17 protein-coding genes and 1 other RNA gene are annotated in these 22,329 nt (G+C 45.6%); 8 read left to right on the top strand and 10 right to left on the bottom strand.

Annotation, left to right across the window (positions count from 1 at the left end):
- Positions 1-162: 162 nt before the first annotated feature.
- Together FTU54_RS08215 and FTU54_RS08210 are read left to right on the top strand one after the other, a co-directional pair.
- Positions 163-333, top strand: coding sequence for a YhfG family protein (locus FTU54_RS08215; protein WP_075168045.1), 171 nt, complete (start codon positions 163-165; stop codon positions 331-333).
- 12 nt (positions 334-345) lie between these two features.
- Positions 346-942 (top strand): putative adenosine monophosphate-protein transferase Fic, encoded by a 597-nt coding sequence (locus FTU54_RS08210; RefSeq protein WP_160241058.1) that lies wholly within the window; start codon positions 346-348, stop codon positions 940-942.
- A gap of 33 nt (positions 943-975) precedes the next feature.
- Here the strand turns inward: FTU54_RS08210 and FTU54_RS08205 are convergent, their stop codons facing one another.
- The 8 genes from FTU54_RS08205 to ssrA form a co-directional block, all read right to left on the bottom strand.
- Complete coding sequence (locus FTU54_RS08205; protein ID WP_075168047.1) at positions 976-1,203, bottom strand: AlpA family transcriptional regulator; 228 nt, start codon at positions 1,201-1,203, stop codon at positions 976-978.
- 94 nt (positions 1,204-1,297) lie between these two features.
- On the bottom strand, positions 1,298-2,194 hold the full coding sequence (locus FTU54_RS08200; protein ID WP_075168048.1) for a hydrolase or metal-binding protein: 897 nt from the start codon (positions 2,192-2,194) through the stop codon (positions 1,298-1,300).
- A gap of 97 nt (positions 2,195-2,291) precedes the next feature.
- Positions 2,292-3,368, bottom strand: coding sequence for a YqaJ viral recombinase family protein (locus FTU54_RS08195; RefSeq protein ID WP_096902608.1), 1,077 nt, complete (start codon positions 3,366-3,368; stop codon positions 2,292-2,294).
- Between the two features lie 164 nt (positions 3,369-3,532).
- Complete coding sequence (locus FTU54_RS08190) at positions 3,533-4,573, bottom strand: DUF932 domain-containing protein (RefSeq protein WP_180074629.1); 1,041 nt, start codon at positions 4,571-4,573, stop codon at positions 3,533-3,535.
- A 311-nt stretch (positions 4,574-4,884) separates the two neighbouring features.
- Entirely contained in the window at positions 4,885-5,856 is a 972-nt protein-coding gene (locus tag FTU54_RS08185) for an inovirus-type Gp2 protein (protein WP_096902610.1), read from the bottom strand.
- A 424-nt stretch (positions 5,857-6,280) separates the two neighbouring features.
- Entirely contained in the window at positions 6,281-8,980 is a 2,700-nt protein-coding gene (locus FTU54_RS08180) for a hypothetical protein (protein ID WP_180074628.1), read from the bottom strand.
- A 265-nt stretch (positions 8,981-9,245) separates the two neighbouring features.
- Complete coding sequence (locus FTU54_RS08175; protein WP_180074627.1) at positions 9,246-10,385, bottom strand: tyrosine-type recombinase/integrase; 1,140 nt, start codon at positions 10,383-10,385, stop codon at positions 9,246-9,248.
- 183 nt (positions 10,386-10,568) lie between these two features.
- Positions 10,569-10,928, bottom strand: a transfer-messenger RNA (tmRNA) gene (gene ssrA, locus FTU54_RS08170).
- 132 nt (positions 10,929-11,060) lie between these two features.
- Between ssrA and glpK the strand changes: the two genes are divergently transcribed.
- Positions 11,061-12,545: a glycerol kinase GlpK gene (gene glpK, locus FTU54_RS08165; protein ID WP_168399266.1), complete on the top strand. Its 1,485-nt coding sequence runs from the start codon at positions 11,061-11,063 to the stop codon at positions 12,543-12,545.
- 119 nt (positions 12,546-12,664) lie between these two features.
- Here the strand turns inward: glpK and FTU54_RS08160 are convergent, their stop codons facing one another.
- Positions 12,665-13,162: a thioesterase family protein gene (locus FTU54_RS08160; RefSeq protein WP_034597877.1), complete on the bottom strand. Its 498-nt coding sequence runs from the start codon at positions 13,160-13,162 to the stop codon at positions 12,665-12,667.
- A gap of 108 nt (positions 13,163-13,270) precedes the next feature.
- On the opposite strand from FTU54_RS08160, the gene hemB reads away from it, so the two are divergent.
- Positions 13,271-14,284 (top strand): porphobilinogen synthase, encoded by a 1,014-nt coding sequence (gene hemB, locus FTU54_RS08155; RefSeq protein ID WP_005179750.1) that lies wholly within the window; start codon positions 13,271-13,273, stop codon positions 14,282-14,284.
- A 16-nt stretch (positions 14,285-14,300) separates the two neighbouring features.
- On the top strand, positions 14,301-15,425 hold the full coding sequence (gene thiO, locus FTU54_RS08150) for a glycine oxidase ThiO (RefSeq protein WP_180074626.1): 1,125 nt from the start codon (positions 14,301-14,303) through the stop codon (positions 15,423-15,425).
- 54 nt (positions 15,426-15,479) lie between these two features.
- On the opposite strand, the gene FTU54_RS08145 is transcribed toward thiO, so the two are convergent.
- The gene (locus tag FTU54_RS08145) at positions 15,480-15,941 is read right to left on the bottom strand and encodes an ABZJ_00895 family protein (RefSeq protein WP_035363315.1); all 462 of its coding nucleotides are present in this window, start codon (positions 15,939-15,941) and stop codon (positions 15,480-15,482) included.
- Positions 15,942-16,348: 407 nt separating this feature from the next.
- Here FTU54_RS08145 and FTU54_RS08140 point away from each other — a divergent pair, with 407 nt between their 5' ends.
- The 3 genes from FTU54_RS08140 to FTU54_RS08130 are packed head-to-tail and all read left to right on the top strand — an operon-like array spanning position 16,349 to position 22,315.
- Positions 16,349-17,599: an exonuclease SbcCD subunit D C-terminal domain-containing protein gene (locus FTU54_RS08140; protein ID WP_075175173.1), complete on the top strand. Its 1,251-nt coding sequence runs from the start codon at positions 16,349-16,351 to the stop codon at positions 17,597-17,599.
- Positions 17,600-17,608: 9 nt separating this feature from the next.
- Positions 17,609-21,214 carry an AAA family ATPase gene (locus FTU54_RS08135; RefSeq protein ID WP_180074625.1) on the top strand — a complete coding sequence of 1,202 codons (3,606 nt, stop codon included), beginning with the start codon at positions 17,609-17,611 and terminating at the stop codon, positions 21,212-21,214.
- Positions 21,215-21,217: 3 nt separating this feature from the next.
- Positions 21,218-22,315, top strand: coding sequence for an acyltransferase (locus FTU54_RS08130; RefSeq protein WP_180074624.1), 1,098 nt, complete (start codon positions 21,218-21,220; stop codon positions 22,313-22,315).
- Positions 22,316-22,329 lie beyond the last annotated feature (14 nt).

Raw genomic sequence — 22,329 nt, 5'->3', positions numbered from 1 at the left:
ACAAGCCTTGTCGCTATAGGCCACGTGACTTTAGTTGTATAAGCGATAGCCCTGCGACTTCTTCATTCCAGCAGCTAGGATGCCGACACGACTCCATGTGCCTTTTATAGACTCGATCTGCTAAACTCAATTTATACTCCCTTGTTTAAAGGAACTTGAACTATGCTCCTTACCCTCGAACAGAAAAAAAAATATATCCAAGCAACGCGCTTGCAAAACTATCAGGCCAGTTTAAAGCTGGAAGGCATTAACCCGTCCTCAACTGCACCGGCATTAAGTAAAGCTCAGATCCTGCAGAAATATAAGAAATTCTCACAGACCTCGGAATCGTGATCAGGTTTCCTTATGGATAAATATGGTGAAATGGGTGACAGCATTTACTGTTACCCCGACTCGGACGTACTCAAAAACAAGCTGAACATTCAGGATGCAGAAATTCTGCAACAGGCAGAACTGGAGTTGACTGAGTATGCCAGCACACGAATTGAGTATGCGGAGCCACCTTACGATCTCAAATACCTGCAATCCATTCACTTTCAGCTCTTTTCAGACCTGTATGCCTGGGCAGGTGAACTAAGACAAGTGGATATTGCCAAAGGTGATACCCGCTTTTGTACCTTCTCGCGTATTGAGATTGAAGCCAATAAGCTCTTCAAGCAACTTGAGCATCAGCACTATTTTCAAGGTTTAGCAAAACCAGTGCTTATCCAAAAAATTGCCGATTTTTATTGTGAACTCAACGTGATTCACCCATTTCGTGAAGGCAATGGACGCACCCAGCGTATCTTCTTTGAACACCTACTTGCTCACTGCGGCTATGGGGTACAGTGGAGTAAAATTAACAATAAGGAAGTCTGGATTCAGGCCAATATTGATGGATTCAACTGCCGGTTAGATGGACTGATCGCTATTTTTGAAGCCTGCATAATCACTCCTGAATAACAAAAAAATTAAGGGAGCCGAAGCTCCCATCCATTACCGGCTTTCCAACTTGGCTTCAATCCACTGATTGATTTCCCAAGCTGACCAACCAATACGGTTTTTTGTGATTTTCACTTTCTTGGGGAAAGTTTCATCGTAATAAGGTGAATTTTCATCCATCATCTCATAAATAGTTGATCGACAAACGCCAGTAAACTCTATGACTTGTTTGATATTAATGAGTTGATTCATTTGAAAAGTTTGACCGACAAATGTATTCATGACGAGTTCTCCTAAGATCATTTAAGCGAGCTGTCTTCTGCTCAAATGATCAGGACGTTCTGTAGAAATTTATTCCAAATTGATCCAAGCCAATCTAATTTACCGCACTGACACTTTGTTGCAGCCCCTGCTGAATCTCCTGTATGTAATCCATCACATCCGTCTGACCAGATTCAGGCTTAGTTTCTGTGCTGGCATAAAACTCTTCCAGCACATCTACTCCTTCCTCACTATTGACCTCAAACTTCGCATTCGCAAAACCCTGTCGTGCGATATGATCCAAAGCCTCCTGATAAAAACCTGCCTGTTTACTTTGTTCATCAATCTGTGTCGCTGTACGAATGGCTTCATGTAACTGAATCCCTTCCCTTAACGTCAGATCCACGTAATACACGGGTTGGCGATAGCTTTGCGTAGTACTCTTTCCCCTTAAAGTCAGCTGTAGGGGCAGACATGACAACAACCCTCCCGATGCCGCATGGTAGTAAGCTAAACGTGCAGCCAAGGTTCGGATGCTGTTAAAGCCAGTGGTTCTAAAGATGAAAGTGCCCAGTTCATCCGATTCATCCAAATTGACATGCAAACGCCCATAAGGCTTGCAGTGTCCACCTTGTGCCAACGAACAGAGATCTGGCGATGGACACGGATGCTGTTCGACGCCTTGACTGGTCAACCGCTGGCAGGTCTGTCCGTTACCTACACAAATCGGTCGTCCCGTCTGTCGGTCAAACATGCTGTACTCTGCTCTCAGATTCAGATCAGGGTCATTGAAGATCATTCTGACTGGAATGGAGCGCAGCTTTTGATTGGGAGCTTTGGCCCGTAGCTGCTCATCCAGTGGATGCTTGATCCAGCCGTCTTTACTCTGAATCTGACTGGTGATGGTGAACTGGTCATCTTTTTCTGGTAGGCGTTTACCATTCTTTTCGACCACCTTGCCAATACTGATACGACCAAGTACAGGCGGGGTAATTGCTAGACCTTTAATCATGTTGAATCTCCTAGAAATATTGAATAAAGAAATAAAAAATCCCATGCGCTGGGGCATGGGATCGGTATAGGCTTAGGTTAAGTTTGGTTGTTGTTGATTAACGATTGCTATAGATCTGGAAACGTCGTGTACCTGCACGGGTGAGGGGAAATTGTTCCAGCATTTCTGGGTGTAGTTTCAGCAAGGCCTTACTGTCCAAACTGACAGAGTCCTTACTTTTCTTCCAGGTCACTGAACCGTTTGCAAACGTAGCGCGTTCTGCATCTTTCATTAAGGCCTGTATTTGATGCTTTAGTTCATCAAACTGAGTTTGGTGTTGCTCAATCTGGTTCTTCTCCTCAATCAATTGATCGAATAACTGATTAGCAAATTCCAGCTGACTGAGATCTTCTACCGTTAAAGGCTGATGCTCAGGATAGAGTTGCTGTAAGGCTTGTGCTGCCGACTCACTGGCATCTGCTGCCGGTGGCATATCACGCTGTACACATTCCCAGAAGTAGCGTTCCGCATGGATGATCTGTTGGATCAACGCTTCGTTGCGGGTGACTTTAAAAATCCGGGTTTCATGTCCACACAGCAAGACGCAGATATGCGCAGCCTGTTTACCGGTTACGGCCAGTTGATGCTGTACCTGACACAGAACATAGAGTGGAACACCGTCCCGCCATAGTTTACTGCCATACTCTCCTGCGGTTTTACATTCAAGGATCTGTACCTCATCGCTACCGACCACAGCATAGTCCAGATTGGCCAGCATAAAGGCTTTATCCGGATCAGGGTGCTGCAACACAGCATTGACCCGACGCACCTTATTGTTGGTCTGCATGCTGTAGTATTCGGCGACTAAAGGTTCAAGCTGCTTGCCCCAATATAGCGGTGCATGGCCTGAGCTTTCATCTTGAATGTTTTGCTGTACCCGACCCGTCTTGATCATCCACAGTTCCAGCATCGACATATGCGGATTGAGTCCGCATGCAGTGGCTGCATCACTACTGCCAATACCCTGTTTACGTACTTCTAACCACTGTTGATGATTGAGATCTTTGGTGTTGGCTAATCGTTTGGCTGCCATACTACGGTTGTTTTTATTTGATGCTGCTGGCTGCTGTGCCAATGGTTGTAATGGCAACAGGGATGGGTGAGATAGATTTGATAATTGAGCGACGTTGTTCATGATTTATCTCCTGATCATTGAATCTACAAATTTGCGGCATAAAAAAAGCCACATCCGGGGAGATGTGGCCAAAGGGTAGTTTTGAGGTTCATGGAGAATTTAACCTTGATAGTAGATTAAGTTCTCGATCTTAAATAAAACTTAAGCCAGTAAATAAAACTGTATTAAGCAACCAATCTCAAGGCCTGTTCCAGTCCACGCTGTTTGAGTGCTGCGCCTGCACCAAACCATGCGGAATCAAGTCGGTGATCGGTAGTCATGGCTCGACGCTCATGGTCTGCAAATTCAGTGATCGAACACAGCAAACCATAGGCGGTATCTTTGGCAGAGGAAAGTTCTGCCCCTCGTCCCTGTCCGTTAAACATCTCCATGACTTTACTCATGGCCCGTCCATTTGGCTCAGTTTTATTACTTGTGGAGTTACTGGCTTGTGCTGCCACATTCCGGTAGAACTGGATAATGTTATCCTCCTGGTCTTGTACGCTCATGGTTGTGTTATTGAACACAGCATCAAAGAAGGCAGCGGCTTCACCCTGAGTGACTTTACGCTGACTGAGCTGTTTCATTTCATACATGTGCTCATCCCAGGCACGCACGGAAATACCCAATTGCTGTTTGACTTTCTCGGCATCGAACTTGGTGCTATGTGGAACTTTGACTACACCAGCACTGCTACTCTGCCCACGTAAGGCAATTGCCAAAGTGTTGTTACACACCACACGAATCGAAGTGAACTGTGCCGTGGTTGCCAAGGTGCCATCACAAGCGGTTGCCAACAGGATGTAGCCATTGCTGACATCCTTACCTTTGAGTGCAGTAGATTGCCCTGTACGTGCCAATGCCCAGAATTTCTTACCACCTTTGAGTACTCCGACGGTTTCCAGCTCAAAGCCGGATTGCTCAGTGAGATCCCGATAGAACTCCAGAATCTCTCTAGGTTGTACTTCCTGATAACGCTGGCTAACGACTGATAAGGGGGCATGGGTATCAGAACGGTAGAGTACCCGTTGTTCTTCATAAGGCAGGATGATGCTCTGTCCACGTTCATTCTGTGCCATGTAGCTGACATTAGAGGATTCAATGCGCCAGTCCATCCCTGCCTGTTGTGCCCAGATTTCAATCGGTTGATTAGGGGTCAGTTGATTACCCAAGCCATGCCAAGGGGTATCACCGACATAAGCCATTTGTTCAATTTGATGTGCCATAGTTTTAGTCCTTATAAACAAAAAAGACTGCTCAATCTCACTCCCTTTATCAGGAATGAAATCGAGCAGTCTTCTATTTGATCGATGTAATTAGAACGGACTTATCACTTGATAAATCCAATTCCTGATTGATTCATATTGATGTTATATAACTGAAATATGTTTCAATCAGTCTTAGGAAACTTAGATCTTATGATGCTAGTAGCATAGCTTTCATCTCGCGGTAGTCGCATGATGCGTTTAAAACCACTTTTGCGGTTTATTCAAGATGGCTTTTTTGAGTAATAATGTATAAATCAAAAGTGCTGTGTTCAGCCTTTTTTGATCCCTCGTCTGCTGTCTATTTCAAATTTTCCATGCCCAAAAGTTTGCATACCCTTAGTAGTCTTTACCCTCAACCTTTGGCTTTCTTTGGTTTCCTTTGTGAGATACAAGCCAACTGTGAGTAATTTCTCCAAATCGCCTTCCACCTCCCGTGACAGTGTGCCAATGCCTATCTCATTACCCTGCATTATCAATTGGTTGATATATGCTCTATTATGCAGATTGTAATAAGTCCCTTGTTGGTTAGTCAGTTCAATCCACTTCTCACCAACTTGCTGTGCCAGATATGAACCTTTACGATGTTTATCCGCACTATAGATCAATAGCAAATGTACGTGATAACCACCATTTTCTGTTCCTTGCTCCATTGCCCAAGCGTAACCATGTAGATTTTCAAAACAGGTATCTTGATTTGATATGCGATTTCGCATCTTCTCAAAATGCTGATAAAACTGTTTAATATTGATGTCTGTCTGAGCTTCTTTTGTATATTTCAAATCCACCCGTACCACTAGTATCCGTGAATAATGCTTAAAAAGCTTCGTGAGATATTCCGCAAGACTTTTTGCATTATCAACTTCCTGTAAATGAAACTGCTGAATATCTGTATAGATACTGCTCTTACAAAGCTGAGCCTGTTGCAGTAGTTCCTGTAATTGTTCAGGTGTCAGTGAAAGTACAAAGTCATAGTTATCAGCTGTTTGATCATCTGATCCTATAGGTTGAAAAGGACTATAGCGTATCCCATCTAGTATTAATTTCAGCTTGATGAATGCTTGTAGGTAATCGCAGTAAAACAAATCTATATCATAGATAAGATCAAATTGCTCCAAAAGGTATTTGAAGTACGTCAATTGTTCAGAATAAAGTCCACAACTAATAATTTCTTGTGTGAATTTTTCAATATCCAATAGAATTTGGCTTTCTGAAAGTGGTTGATTTTGTCGTTGAGATGTCATTGTGTGAATTTCCTTTAGTTGGTTCATCTCATCAGTCACTTATGTATTTTTTTATTTTGAAAGCTATCTTATCTTGTTGTACCAATATTCAGTCAGGTATTGAATTCACTTACTTTTATGAGTTTGGGTTGAAGGCTTGAATAAATCTATGATTGCTCCGATTACGTATAGATGAATATGTGTTCACTATCATTAGTTGATGCAATTGAAATCGTATAGTTTATTGAAATCACGGTATCATCAGATAAATGTGTTTTATTCTTTCTGTGAGTTATTGATAATCCTAAGCTTTATTTGTTTATATTATAAACTACCGAATAAGACATACTAGAAAGACACCTCAATAGTTCCTAGTGGCAAGGGCGGTGTTTCTTAAATACCCCCATATTACGGGCTATATGGGGGTGGTTGAGTTAAGCTAAAGTTAAGTCACTGATTCGTCAATTGTTAAGCTTAGTTTTGTTGTATGTTCTTCCAGTTTCAATGGCATTTTTTTAACTGTGGATCTTAAAGCTTTCTTACTCACAGACTCTTTTTTAACAAACAAGTTTGTTAAATATTGACTCATGCTGAGTTTGTATCTTTGATTGGACGAGACATCCTGTAAAAAAATAGCCTGCGAAATAAAAAATGGAATAAGATCAGAAATGACTAATTTGTCATTAGCCATCTTACTATTTTTGATAAATAGATATTTCACTGCCAATTGTTCATGTTTTGGAATCAAGCTAATACTATGTGCTAAATCTTCAAGCTGACCAAAATTCATTTGGTTTCCTCGCTTTTTCATTTCAGCTTCTACAGTTTTTGTCCATAATTCTACAACATGCTCACTGAGCTTATTTTGATTTTCCGCTAATTCAGCACTATCAAAAATCAATACAACATCCAAAGAAACACTTTGATGCTTCTTACATTCCAATAGAATATGTTGAACATCCTTAAAGTGACGTTCTTTACCTGATAACCTCGTTTTAAATTTATTAAAAAGTGACATTAATCCTTCTTTTACATTGGAGTCACTTGGCAGATTAAATTGCCAACGCATAAGAATGCGTTCTTGATCAAAAGCCTTTTGCCACAACTTTGCATTTGCATACTTTAGATATGTTAAAGGTTGCTTCATTTTCTTTTGATACTCTGCGACCAATACTCGCGCCTTTTTCATCAAGTCATTAAGCTTTTGAACTTGCTGGTGATGCATCTTCAATTGTGAAAGATCGGACTGATATTCTTCATTAGGACGAGATTCAAACATCTTAGTAACCAAAATCCAATAACCTGATTGAATACTCAGCTCATTTAACTTATTTTCAATATCTTGTGTATGAAAGTCATAAAGTAAAGAAAGATACTGCCCCCCAACAACAGACATTTCTTCAGGATTACATTCTCGTTTTGGTACTACTGCAAAATAGGGATTTGAAGCACTTAGTAAATTATCGATAAAATGTTCAAACCTGACCAGAAAACTTAGAAGTTCTGCATCAAGAATCTCATTTTTAAATAATATTTCAGCCCAAGTGACACGTTGCTTATTTTTAATTTCAGTTTTCCATATGCCATTTTTCTCATCCAAGACGTAATCAATAAAGTCTTTCAAAATGGGGATTTTTGATGGATTTATTAGATCTTCATCTTTAGGTGCACCAACATGAAGCTTTTCTATTTTGAAAATAGGTTTACTTTGAAATTTTGGTCTAGGTTTTGATTCAACAATGTCAGCCAAAGGTAAATTATTGGTAATATCAAATTTTTCACTGTAGAAAGAAGTTTGGTTAACCTCAGTCCTTCTTTGATATGTTACAGGCCCTTCATTCACTTGAGATTTTTTTCTTCCTGACTGATTTGAATTTTCTGTCTTCTGTTCACCCCTACAGCGACTATATTTTTCCTGTTTTTCAGGTGTTGCTAATTTAGTCTGAATTTTTTTAGGGTAGGTTGATGATCGATAAACAAAGCTTACTATAGATGGATGTAAATCCTCATGATGTTTCTGGAAATATAGATACTTACTAGAAATAAATAAGTATTTAATCCCCCAATACTCTAATTTTTGCCTGTCTTCATTACTAAAAGAATCATCTATTCCAAACTTTAATTCAGGTTGAAGCTTTCTTAATTGCTCATTCCAATTGATAATTTTAAAAATAATATCGTGCTGATAGTCTTGAAAAGTGGAATGGATACTTTGCTCAATCTTATCCAAATCTTCTTTGGAATAACATAATTCATTTAAATCCCTATGATTACGCCATTCGTTTATTTTTTTTGTGTAAAGTGGATTCAACCACTCATTTAACAACACTTTATCAGACAATCTATGTTGCAATTTTTCATTAAATTCTGCTAGCCACGATGATTCAGTCAAAGTCAAAGATTGCAAAAAAATGACTACATGGAATCGAAAGCCATATATCCCATCATCTTCAAACTTCACATAAAATCGTAAAGTATCCGACTGTTGTTTCAGAATATCATTCAGCGCATTCTCTAATAGAGGTTTTAACAAAACAGCATTTTCTCGCCAATTTTCAATCGCATCCCCTTTGAACTGATCCGCTTCAATTTCAATATCAAATGCTAAAAAGTATGCACTCTGGGTATTTTTTAAAAATAGCTGTACGTCTTCAAATTGATATTGATATTCTAAATCTACATCAAATCGCGCTTCATTTTTGGCTAATAATTTTAGCTGTTCTCGTACGGGGTACACTTCCTTTAACCAATGGGTCAGTTCATTGTCATCATATTTTTTTAGTACCAAATTTCGATATTCACGTAACCTCAAATCAGAGTATAGCTTCCTACAATCTTGTGAGTATTCTGTTATTCCAAAATTTCCAAGCACTTCATCTTTGACTATTAACTTATCTGATTCTGTTTGAAAGGACGCAAAATCATTTACAGAAGGAGGCGTAGCTTCGACGGACAATTGGTAAAAATAATCTTCACAATTACGATACCATCGAATCAACTCTAAGGAATTTGAAACTGGTGATGAGATGATATTAAAACAACCATCCTTATCAAAAATAGAATGTGAATAGCGGAGTTCCATAATCTTAAATAAATCACTGCTCCGCACGAAGGAAGAATTGCTCAAATAAGTAGTATTAGACACGCTGAAATACCCTAAGTTATTGTTTTATTATTCTATAATGAATCATTTACTCTTTTTTTACTACAGCAAACTCAGGTTTTTATCGCAGCAATTTTTTACAGATACAACAGCAAATTTTATAACTTACAATAATCATTGCACTCAATTACAACATGCTAGACAAGTATTTCCACCAACCAATATTTCTATCAGACATAAAAAATCCCCCTTGAACCAATATGCTTCAAGGGGGATTTCAGTTTATTTAGTCTTGTATAAATTAATATCAATATTCTATCCATATTTTAACCTGCTCTCCATACCACTCCATCAATCTCACCCGCTCATCCCAATATTGCGCTCGGTTATATGCCGAGCGAATTCTATTCTGGGGCACATGTGCAAGCTGGCGTTCAATGGCATCTGGATTAAACAGATTCGATTCGTTTATAACTGTACTGAATAGCGATCTAAAACCATGTGTGGTCATTCGTCCCGCATAGCCTGAACGTTTGATCACAGCCAAAATAGACTCGCTACGCATAGGTTCTTTGTTATTTAAACGATGTGGAAATAGCAGTTCCTGATTATGGGTAAGCCTCAAAGCCTTTAGCTCAGCAATCATCATGTCCGTCAACGGTACACGATGCGGAAGACGGTTCTTCATCCGCTCTTCAGGGATATCCCACTTACGCCCTTCCAGATCAAATTCTTCCCAGCATGCTTGTAGCAATTCACTAACCCGAACACCTGTCAGCATAATCAGAATAATCGCATGATGTGTCTGAGCATCACTTGGGTATGCTCTTATCTTTCTTAAAAATTCAGGCATTTCAGAGGCAGTAAGCGAAGCCAGGTTTTTGACTCTTTTATTCTTGAGAGCATAAACCAGATCACCTGCCGGATTATCATAACGATAGCCATGCGCAATTGCATATTTCATGACCATACCGCAACGAGATAAAGTACGTTTTGCAATTTCAAGCGAGCCTCTTGCCTCAATCTTCTTAATGATTTGCAAAATCTCCGGAGCCTGAATCTGATTAATACGCTTATTAGCAAGAGTAATATAAAGCTCATCCAAGGAAGCTCGAACATTACTAATATGTTTGGATGACCAAGTTTCTTTTTGATTATTAAACCAATCCTCTGCGACTTCCTTAAAATAAGGCTGCTCCTGCTCAACCTCAGTTGTATTTTTGAGTTTATATCTCAGATCAAGCGCGATCTCCCTTGCACGCTTTAAACTTAGCTCAGGATAGATACCTAATGCTTTAGACTTCCTTTGTCCATTTTCCGTGTATCTGATAGACCAATATTTTTTGCCATTCGGATCGATTCGTAAAGACAGACCATTAATATCAGAAAGGCGGTACTGTTTTTCCTGCGGTAGTGCTTTTTTACATTGCACATCAGTAAGTGACATATCTTTGTCCCACATAATTAAACTTATTTAGTGGGTCAAATTGTCCCAATTTTGACCCCCATAAAGCAAAAATAGGGTCAAACAGCTTAGGATAGGGTCGGACAATACAGCCAATAAAAAAGCCTTTAAACACTGAGTTTAAAGGCTTTTTTAGATTCCGATGGATTACTTCGGAAAGAATTTTGGTGGAGGTGGCGGGAGTTGAACCCGCGTCCGCCAACACTACGCTCGAGAATACTACATGCTTAGATATCGTCTATTGTTTTAACACTTTAAGACCCGACGAACAGGGTTCAAAGTGCGATCCTCTAAGTTTGGTATAAAGCCCCGAGGCTTGGCTCTATACGGACTTGTGTGCGTTCGCTTCGGTCGGGTTCACTGACCACAAGTATTCAGTGAAGCGGACAAGCGGCCCTTAGGCAGCTAGAGCGTAAGTTTCGTCGTTTGCGACTATTTAAATGCAAATTTGATTTACGAGAGAAAATGCGCTCTCGGCATGCATCTATGAGTTTCATCATCAGCGTCGAAGCCAATAACACCCCCAGACTACAGCGCCATCATAGCATAAAAGTTGAAAATTACGAGATCATTTCACAACTATTCACCGCAAGATCTGCGCTTAATAACATAATTGCGCTAATATTTTAAATTTCAAGTCAGATAACAGTATAAATTATGACTTATTTACTCGCCCTGGATCAGGGCACGACCTCAAGTCGCGCGATTATTTTTAATGAACATGGGCAGGTTCAGGCCAGCGCGCAACGCGAAACCCAAATCAACACCCCGCAATCCGGCTGGGTGGAACAGGATGCCCAGGAAATCTGGAGCAGCCAGATGGCTGTGGTGCAACAGGCGCTGGCGTCCGCACGGATTCTGGCCAAAGATATTCAGGCCATTGGCCTCACCAACCAGCGGGAAACCACTATCGTCTGGGACAAACGCAATGGTCAGCCCTTGGCGCCGGCCATCATCTGGCAAGACCGGCGCGCAGCCGACTGGTGTAATCAGCTGCTGCAACAGGGACTGCAACAAAAAATACAGCAGACCACCGGATTATTAATTGACCCTTATTTTAGTGCCGGCAAGCTGGTCTGGTTGCTTAAGCATATTCCCGGTCTGGCCGAACTGGCAGCGCAAGGTCATGTTGCCTTTGGTACCGTCGATAGCTGGCTAATCTGGAATCTGACCCAAGGCGCCGAGCATGTAATTGAAGTCAGCAATGCCTCACGCACCATGCTCATGAATTTACAGACCCAAAGCTGGGATGAAGAATTGCTGCAACTTTTTCAGATTCCCGCTTCGGTCTTACCAAAAATCATCAGTTCCGACCATTATGTGGCCGATACCGCTGCCGGCTTACTCGGCGCCCGACTTCCAATCAGCGGCATTCTGGGCGATCAGCAATCTGCCCTGTTCGGCCAGTCCTGCTTTGAGCCGGGCATGGCCAAAAACACCTATGGCACCGGTTGCTTTATGCTGTTTAATACCGGTTCGACACTGCAATACAGCCAGAATAAGCTGCTCAGTACCCTGGCCTGGCAATGCCAGAACCAGACCCATTATGCGCTTGAAGGCAGTGTGTTTATGGCTGGCGCGATTGTGCAATGGCTGCGCGATGGTTTGAGCATCATTCAACAGAGTGCCGAGGTCGAACAGCTGGCCAGTCAGGTCCGCGATACCGATGGCGTGGTGCTGGTGCCGGCTTTTACCGGTCTAGGTGCGCCGCATTGGGACAGTGATGCACGTGCCCTGCTCTGCGGTATGTCGCGTGGCACTCACAAAGCCCATATCGCCCGGGCAGCGCTTGAAGCAATTGCCTTTCAGGTGGCCGATGTTCTCAGCGCGATGCAGTCAGATATTCAGCAACCGCTCAAAGAATTACGGGTCGATGGCGGCGCCAGCTGTAATGATATGCTAATGCAGTTTCAGGCCGATCTGCTCAATGTGCCAGTGTTAAGGCCGCAAATGCGAGAATCCACCGCCTGGGGCGCAGCGGCAATGGCCGGGCTTAAATCCGGGGTGTTTAACAGCTTAAGTGATATTGCCGATAACTGGCAGCTGGAACGTGCATTTGAACCCGGTATGGGAGAAGATCAGCGTCAGGCACATTTGCAAAAATGGCAACAGGCGCTAAAACGTGCCCGTTCCGATCTTTAAACGGCGAATACCCGCGAAATCGCTCAAGCTTGATTTTTACGCTATTCACCGCGACTGATCCAAATAAAAAACAGGCCCGATTGAGCCTGTTTTTTTATCTGCCAATCAATCCATTTGGATTAATAAGCATAAGACGCAATTGCGGTGGCAATAGCTTTATGTTCATCATTGACCAGAGTCATGCGCATGGTACAGCCTTTACGGCCCAAACGCAGGGTTTCAGCACGGGCCGTAAAATATTTGCCTCGCCCCGGCGCCAGATAATCCACCCGCATATCCACCGTGGCCAATCGGGTCACTTTCTTGATGGTATCAGGTAACTGCTCCGGCTCGGTGCGCTTATACAGCTCGCCCATCGCCACAATCCCGCCCACACTGTCCAGAATTGTCGCAGCAACCCCGCCATGTAAAATCTGGAAAGCCACATTGCCAATCAGCTGCGGCTGCATCTCGATATAGGCTTCAATCTGCTGATCCACCACCCGCATCTGCATGCCGTTATGCTTGAAAAATGGTGAACTGTTAAAGGCCTGACACAATTGCTGTAAGACGACATCAATATCTACTTTCGAACCCAAATGAATGCCTCCGGTCCACTTTTTTGCCATATCGCTCATAAATTGGCCAATTACCTTAAATTGAGAAAAAACGCATGTATTTTGCCCCACAATCCTGTTTATGGGTCTACAATATTGCCTAGTTTAATACTGATCAGTGAGATTGTTATGACTTATACGTTCAATCGTCCCGCATTTCCTGCCACTCGTATGCGTCGTATCCGTAAAAATGACCAGCTACGTGCCATGGTGCGAGAAACCCAGCTCACGGTTGATCATCTCATTTATCCAGTATTTGTTTTACCCGGTCAAAACCAGACCCAAGATATTCCAAGCATGCCCAACATTCAGCGCCTGTCGGCCGATCTGCTGCTGAAAAAAGCCGAACGCCTGCTGGAACTGGGCGTGTCTAAACTGGCGCTGTTTCCGGTCACCCCACAAGAAGATAAAAGCCTGACCGCCGAAGCCGCCTGGCGCGAAGATGGCCTGGTACAAAGCACGGTCCGTTTACTGAAAAAAGAACTCCCGGAGATGGTGTTGATTACCGACGGCGCCCTCGATCCGTACACCACCCATGGTCAGGATGGCATTATTGATGACAGTGGTTATGTGCTGAATGATGAAACCGTAGCAGCCTTAATCAAGCAATGCTTAAGCCATGCCGAAGCCGGTGCCGATGTGGTTGCGCCAAGCGACATGATGGATGGCCGTATTGGTGCTATCCGTCAGGCACTGGAAGCACAAGGTCATATCTATACCAATATTATGGCTTACTCGGCCAAATATGCTTCCAGCTTTTATGGCCCGTTCCGTGACGCCGTCGGCTCGGCCAGCAATTTAAAAGGCGGCAATAAATACAATTACCAGATGGATATTGGCAACCGTGCAGAAGCGCTGCATGAAATCGCGCTGGATATTCAGGAAGGCGCCGACATGGTGATTGTCAAACCGGGTATGCCGTATCTGGATATTGTCCGTGAAGTCAAAGATACCTTCGCTGTGCCGACTTTTGTCTATCAGGTCAGTGGCGAATACGCGATGCTGGCTGCTGCCATTCAAAATGGCTGGTTATCCGACAGCGTGATCATTGAATCGCTGATGAGCTGCCGCCGTGCCGGTGCCGATGGCATTTGGACCTACTTTGCAGAAGAAGCCGCACTCAAACTCAAAGACATGAAATAAGGATATTGCCACTGCAATGAAGCACATTGCCATGATTGGCGCCGGCATTAGTGGACTGATGTCGGCGCTGGAGCTATTGGAACAGGGCTGCTCGGTCAGTATTTTTGATCAGCAGCAATCCGGTCAGGCAGCCTCCTGGGCCGGTGGTGGTATTCTCTCTCCAATGTATCCGTGGCGTTATCCGGCAGCGGTGAATGTGCTGGCGCAATCGGCCAAAACTGAATATCTGCGCTGGAATGCCAAACTTCAGCCTGACACCGGCATTGATTTTCAGATCCATGAAACCGGTATGCTGATTTTTGATGAAAGCGATTTTGATATCGGTCTGAATTTTGCCGAGCAGTTTCAGCAACCGATGCAGCAGGCAGAGCATCTGCACAGCACCAAACTGCATCAACTGAATCCACATATTTCCGCCCAGTTCCAGCAGGCCATCTATTTCCCGCAGCTGGCCAATGTGCGTAATCCGCGTTTATTACAGTCAATTCTGTGCTATTTAAAGCAGCATCCACGGGTGCAGCTGTTTGAACACTGCCCGATTGAACGCCTAGAACTGCACGGTCAGCAGGTATGCGCTATTGTCGATCAGGCCGGACAGCGTTATCAGGCCGATGACTATGTCTTGACCACCGGGGCCTGGTCAGCGCGCTGGGCTGAGCAGCTTGATGTACAGATTCCGGTACGTCCGGTGCATGGACAGATGGTGCTATTCAAAACTCCAGAAAACTGGCTGCCCACCATGTGCATGAATCAAGTCATGTATCTGATTCCGCGTCAGGACGGCCATATTGTCTGTGGTTCCAGTATGGCAGAACAGGGCTTTGATACCCGTTTGAATGCCGATACCACGGCCCATATTCTGGAGGCCAGTTATGCCATGGTGCCGGCCTTAAAAGACCTGCCTATTATCAAGCAATGGGCCGGTTTACGCCCGGGCTCACCAGACGGCGGTATTCCCTATATTGGCTTGATGCCAGCGTTTGACAATCTATGGGCCAATTTTGGCCATTTCCGTAATGGTCTATGTATGGCACCAGCCTCTGCGCGTTTGCTGCGTCAACTGCTATTGGGCCAGCCCCCAGATGTATCTCCGGAGGCTTATAGTCCGGCCCGTTTACAGCGCGCTGCCCTGGCCAGTTAAGATCGGATCGATTCCCCTACCCGAGATGAGGCGAAGGGAAATACACCAGATGATTTAGCCCTGATGCTGTGAACCAAACATTTTGGCCGCCATCCGCTGCGCCTGTTTACCATAAAACCAGTACGTCAGCAGATACAGCGGAATGGCAATTAATAACCACATAATCACCACCACGCTTAAAAATTGTGGCTGCTGTAAATACAGCAGAAAATCCTGCCAGATGGTTGGATTCTGACGGGAAAAAATCCAGATGCCGAGTAATAAAAAGGCCAGATTATAGCCCCAGAAAATCAGGCTAAAACCCAAGGTCAGCTTTTTACGCTCGGCCTGAGACGGTGCGCGCTGCTGCTGTTTTAAAAATTTAAACAGCACCCAGATCATGGCAACCAAGTAAGGCACTGCGGTTAAAATGCCGCCCACACCTGCCGGTAACAATGCAGCCAGTACCCCGCAGATACAGGTAAAGATCAGACAGAAAAATAAAAACCAGAGAAAATAACGTGTTAGAGAAATCATTAAACTGTCTACCTGAGCCATAAGCAACTAGTATAAAAAAAATTGATTTTTTTTGCATGATCCTGTCAACCGTTGTGCCCGAACAGGCGTTATATAGGGCACAAGCTTCATCTCCGGCGAATTTGTAACGGCATCCACAAATTTTTCGGGAAGCTTTGCTAAAGCAATAAGCGAATGTGAATCAAGTTTTTGTATAGCAGCCAAATGCTTTGTTCATCGCACTTTTTATTTGGCCGACGATTTATCATCACTCGAATCGTCGGCTTTTATTTGTCTGGCCTTTGCTGGTGAGCAGCACTCATCTTCAGGACAATAAAGATTAAACCTTAGCGTTTTATACCGGTACAGAATTTTAAATTTCGCCCTCAGCTATAGTATGCTTGCCTAAAGCAAAACAGGTTGATGACATGGCAGTGCATTTTTTTCATACGTCAGATTGGCATTTGGGGCAATTTTTCCATAACCACGATCGTGAATATGAACATGCACAGTTTTTAGACTGGTTATTAGAACAAATCCAGGAAAAACAGCCGAATGCCCTGTTTATTGCCGGGGATATTTTTGATGTGATTAACCCGGCCTCCAGCGCGCAGCGCCAGCTGTACCAGTTTCTGGCCGATGCTCATGCCATTGCACCGCACATGCAGACCCTGATGATTGCCGGCAACCATGACTCCGGCTACCGCATTGAACAGGTGGAACCGTTGCTGGCCAAGTTTAAGGCCAAGGCGGTTGGGGTGATTCAGCGCAATGCCGACAACCAGCTGGATCTCGACCGTTTACTGGTACCAATTTATGATGCCGAAAATACGATTATTGCCTGGTGTCTGACCCTGCCGTTTTTGCGCACTGCGGAAATTACCGGACTGAATGAGCAGACCCAGAACGCCCAGAATGCGATTGCCTATTTACATCAGCAGTTGATTGCCGAAGCCAAACGCCGTAAAACGGAAGATCAGGCACTAATCCTGATGTCACATGCGCATATGCAAGGTGGCGAAACCTCAGATTCAGAACGGCCGATCATTATTGGTCATGAAGAAGCACTTTCCACTGCCCTATTTGATGATGTGATTGACTATGTCGCGCTGGGGCATCTGCATAAACCGCAAAAAGTCCAGCATCCACATATCCGCTATAGCGGCTCTCCAATTCCGCTGTCTTTTAGTGAAATCCAGTACAAGCATCAGGTGCTCGAGGTCAAGATTGACCCGCAGGCTGCGCCCGAACAGCGCCTGCAACTGGGCTCACTGCTGATTCCGCGCAGTGTACAGCTGCACCGTATTCGCGGCAGTCTGGATGAAGTGTTTCAGCAACTGAAAGCCCTCCCGCAAGGTACGGTGGAACGCATCTGCCAGCGTGATTATCTGGAAATTGAATACAGCACCGATGTACCACCACCGGTCGATTTACGCCAGCAGATTGAACAGACCTTACCGGAACAGCGCTATCGCCTGTTACGCATTTGCCGGGTCTATAGCCCGCAGGAAGATCAGACCGCAGATCAGTCCAAAATTGATCTGGCACCGCCCACACCAGACAGCTTATTCAAACAGCTATGGAGCAAAATGGGCTATCAGCCGGATGCTTCGGTCGAGCGAGATTTTATGCAGCTGCTGATTGAAGCGCAGCACAGCCTTGAACAAGAACAGCCATAAGGATCAGACATGAAAATTTTACGTTTAAGTCTGAACAATCTGGCTTCTATTGCCGGCACCCAAGACATCAACTTTGAAAGCGCACCTTTGGCACATGCTGGCCTGATTGCGATTACCGGAAAAACCGGGGCCGGTAAATCGACCCTGCTCGATGCCATGTGTCTGGCGCTGTATGACCAGATTCCGCGCTTAAACGGCGCTGCCGGGGCGCTTAAAGATGCCAGCGGTCAGGGCATCTCGATTAAAGATTCTAAAAATATTCTGCGCCGCGGCTGTACCCAAGGCTTTGCCGAACTGGAATTTATTGCGCTGGATCAAAAGCGTTATCTGGCGCGCTGGGAAGTGCGCCGCGCCCGTAACAAGGTCGATGGCAATTTAAAAGTCGAACGCGCGATTACTGCTGTGGAAGATCAGCGCGTGCTGACCCAGAAAATTTCGGAATGCACCCCGACCGTTGAAAAGCTGATTGGCCTGAGTTTTGAGCAGTTTACCCGCGCCGTCTTGCTGGCCCAGTCTGAAGTGGGTGCGTTTTTAAAGGCTAAAGATCAGGACCGCGCCGACTTGCTGGAATATCTGACCAATTCCCATATTTTCAGTCTGGTCAGTCAGAAAGCCTTTGAAAAAATCCGCCAGATTCGCAGCGAAAAAGAACAGTTACAACAACTGATGGGGCATATTGAGTTGCTTAGTGATGAGCAGCTACAAGCCCTGCAACAGCAGCATGCCCAGAGCAAACTGAGTCTGCATGAGAAACTGCAAAGCGAAAAACTGCTGTTGAATGATTTAAGCTGGTACAAGCAGCAACATCGTCTGCACAGTGAAATTCAGGCCAAAAAAGAATTTTATCTGGTGCAGGTCGATGCCAACCAGAAAATGCAGCCGCAGCGTGACCTGCTGGCGCAGCTGGACCAATTTCAGGAAATCCGTGAACAGTATCTGCAGCAGCGCCAGCAACAGTTGCAACAGCAACAGCTGGCGCAGCAACTTGAGCAATTCCAGCCGGAATTTCAACACTGTGAACAGCAGCATCAGCAGGCACAGCAGCAGCTGGAACAATTGCAGCACAGCGCGCAACAACAGCAGAAAGAACAGCTACAGTTACAACCCGTGTTAGAACAGGCACTACAGCTGGATGGCCAGATTGAGCATCTGATTCAGCGCTATAAAGAAGCCGATGCCCAGCTGAAACAGATTCAACATGAAAAAATTACGCCACTAACCACCCAGCAGCACGGCCAGCAACAGCACTTACAGCAGTTGCATACGCATTTAGAACATCTGGAACAGCAATCGGCCCAGCATGCCTTTCTGGCAGTATTTGACCGTGAGCCACACAGTATTCTGCAACGCTTGCAGCAATTCCAGAAACTGCAACAACAGCTACAGCAGCAGGCGCCGGTACATGCACACAGTTCACTGGCTCAACTGCAACAGCAGCTAGATGATGTAAAACAGCAACAGGCCGATGCGCTCCAGCAGGCCGGCTCAATGGCTGAACTGGAACAGCAAGCAACAGAACTGGAACAGCAGCAGGTACAGCACCAGCAACACAGCCAGCAGCTGGAACAAGCCCTGTTCCTGTTACAACACATGCTGAACGAGCAGCAGGAACAGCAGCAATTACAGCAGCACATGACCCAGCTTCAGGCCGAGCTAAGCAGCTTGCAACAGGCGCAAACTGAAGCACAGCAGCACTACCAGAATGCCCAGACGGCACGTGAACAGCTGGAACAGATTTTTGCCCAGCAGCGTTTATTGCAGGCACAAAGTGTGCAGGAGTTGCGTCAGCAGCTGCAAGCAGAACAGCCGTGTATGGTCTGCGGTAGCACTGAGCATCCATTTGTCAGTCATCAGGATTTGCTGGAATCTGCACTGCAGTCGGTGCAGGACACCCAGTTACAACAGGCCCAGCAGCAGGAACAGCAGTGCCAGCAGCAGCTCCAGCAATTACAATTGCAACATTCCAAACAGCAAACCCTGCTGGAACAGAAACAGCTACGCTCTAGCCAGCTTCAAGACAGTGTGCAACAGAAACTGCAGCAGGTTCAAAAGCTCAGCCCAAGCACACAGCTGGATGATACAGCACACGATCTGACCGCCTTGCAGACCACACTGCAACACAAGCTAAATCAGCAGCAACAGCAGTTACAGCAGCTAAAAACTCGCCAGCAACAGCTGAAAAGCCAGACCCAGCAGCTGCAACATTTGCAGCAACAGATTCAGTCCCTGCAGTTACTCTGTCAGCAATTCCAGCAGCTGGAACAACTGATTGAACCGGTTACCCAGGCACTGGAACCGGCCCAGCAAGCGCAATGGGCGAACCAGGCCGAGATGTGTCAGACTCTTATTGCCCTGCTGAGCAGCCGGACTCAATACCTGCAACAGCGCGAGCAATGCCTGCAACAGCAGCAGGAATTACAGCGCCAGATCAAAGACGGCGAACAGCAACTACAGTTCTATCAGCAGCAACAGCAACAGCTGAGCAATGACCTTACCCATGCACAAACTCAAGGCAGCCAGTTGCGCCAGCAGGTACGTGATCTCAGCCAGCAACATGCTGGACAGGTGCTGGATACCGGCAAAGCCTGGCAGCAGCTGTTACGAGAGCAGCAGCAACAACTCCAGCAGCAGGTAGAACAGCAACACCTGCACTGCCGTCAGCTGGAACAGCAATTCCAGCAGGCGCAGCTGAAACAGCAAGACCTGCATACACGCCAGCAGCAGCTTCTGGAAAGTGTACAGCAGCTACAGCACAACATTCAGCAGTGGCAAAGCCAGCATCCACAGTTCACTGCCGAGAAGATTGAGCAGTGTCTGGGTATTGATCTGGCCAGCTGGCAGGCCATGCGTCAGGCCATCCAGCAACAGCAGCAAGCCATGCTCAGTGCACAAAGTGCGCTGGATGTATTGCAGGAGCAATTCCAGCAGCATCAGGCCCAGCAACCAACTGCCAGCTATGATGAGGTGACCACCCAACTGGAACAGCTGGAACAAGAAAAAAACAGCTTGCAGGAGCAGTTTAACCAGCTGGAAACCCAGTTACGCATGCAGCAACAGGCGCAGGCACAACTGTCCAAATTCCAGAGCCAGATTGAAAAAACTCAGGCTGAAGAATATCGCTGGGGCCGGATTGCCGATTTAATTGGCAGCAAGGAAGGCACCAAATTCCAGAAAATTGCCCAGGAACATCATCTGGATATTCTGGTGGAACATGCCAACCAGCAACTGCAGCCACTGGCGCCGCGTTATCAGCTACAACGTATTCCCAACAGTCTGGGCCTCGCGATTCTGGATCATGACATGAATGGCGAAATCCGGCCGGTACTGTCTTTATCGGGGGGTGAAACCTTCCTGGTATCACTGGCGCTGGCACTGGCCATTGCCAATATGGCCTCCGGCTCCATGAAACTGGAATCGCTGTTTATTGATGAAGGCTTTGGGACGCTCGATCCGGCCTCGCTACATATGGTCATGAATGCGCTCGACCGGCTGCAAAGCCAGGGCCGTAAAGTGGTGCTGATTTCCCATATTCAGGAAATTCACGAACGGATTCCGGTCCAAATTCAGGTCAAACCAATTGGTGCTGGGGCCAGTACCCTGCAGATCGTAGGCTAGACCATGTTCTGGCACTATCGTCCGCTCTCGCCGCAGCTCAGCCTGCAGCTGGAAAGCCTGCGCGGATGGAGTGCCATTCTGGTGCTGTTCAGCCACTGTTTTCAGGCCTTTATTGGTCCGCTGGATCAAACCCTCTATTCGGGTGTGCGTCTGCTCGGACAAGCCGCAGTGATGATGTTCTTTGTTCTAAGCGGCTATCTGATTGGACATTCCATCCGTCACAATATCCATCGCCATCGACAGTTTTCAGGCTTGGCCTATAGCCGGCAACGCTGCCAGCGTATTCTGGGACCATTTTTATTTGCCATGCTGCTGACCTTGTTATTGTATGCACTGGCGCCCTATTTCTTTGCATCCGGCTCCCATAACATTGAGGCGAGCCAAAGCTTTATGATCCGGCACAGCTATGACATTAGTGCAGCCAATTTTCTCGGTTCACTGTTTTTCGTCAATGGTTTTGTAACGCCGACCGTATCGGCCAATGCTGCCCTCTGGAGCCTGAGTTATGAAGTCTGGTTTTATGTTCTGGCCGGTTGTCTGGTGACATTCAGACCTGGGAGCATCCTGCTGTTTTTAACCCTGCTGCTTGGCTTAAGCCTGCTCAATATCCAGTTCCTGATTTATTTTCTGGTCTGGTTGTTGGCTTTTGCTTTTGCTAGTCCGGCATGGAGCAAACAGATTCCAGCCGCCCAACTGCACTATTTTAAATCCGGTTTTCTGCTCTTGGCGGTGCTGATTGCCCTGTTTGATGCCTACCAGTTTCACTCCATTTATCTGGCGCAGTACTATACTGGCGAAAATTTCAGGCTGTTTAACCTGTGTATCGGGATTGCAGCGGCCTGCTGGCTGCTACAACTGGCGCGTGGTGAACGGCAGATTCAGGTGATCTGGCCGGCTTCCGCGCAGTTTTCCTATACCCTGTATATCACCCATTTCCCGTTGCTGATTTTTATCCTGGGCTGTTTTCCGTTTACGCTGCAGCACGGTTTAGGAGTAGCTCTGCTCAGCCTGATTATCACAATGGCGGTGCTGATTGGTTTTGCCTGGCTGGTGGCGCAAAAACTGGAGCCACCACGCCGGATTGAACGACACTTGTCCTAAGCGGACTGTGATGT

Origin of the sequence: Acinetobacter sp. YH12116 (genome assembly GCF_013418895.1) — a bacterium.
Taxonomy (GTDB): Bacteria; Pseudomonadota; Gammaproteobacteria; order Pseudomonadales; family Moraxellaceae; genus Acinetobacter; species Acinetobacter indicus.
This window is presented reverse-complemented; position numbering and strand designations above follow the sequence as displayed.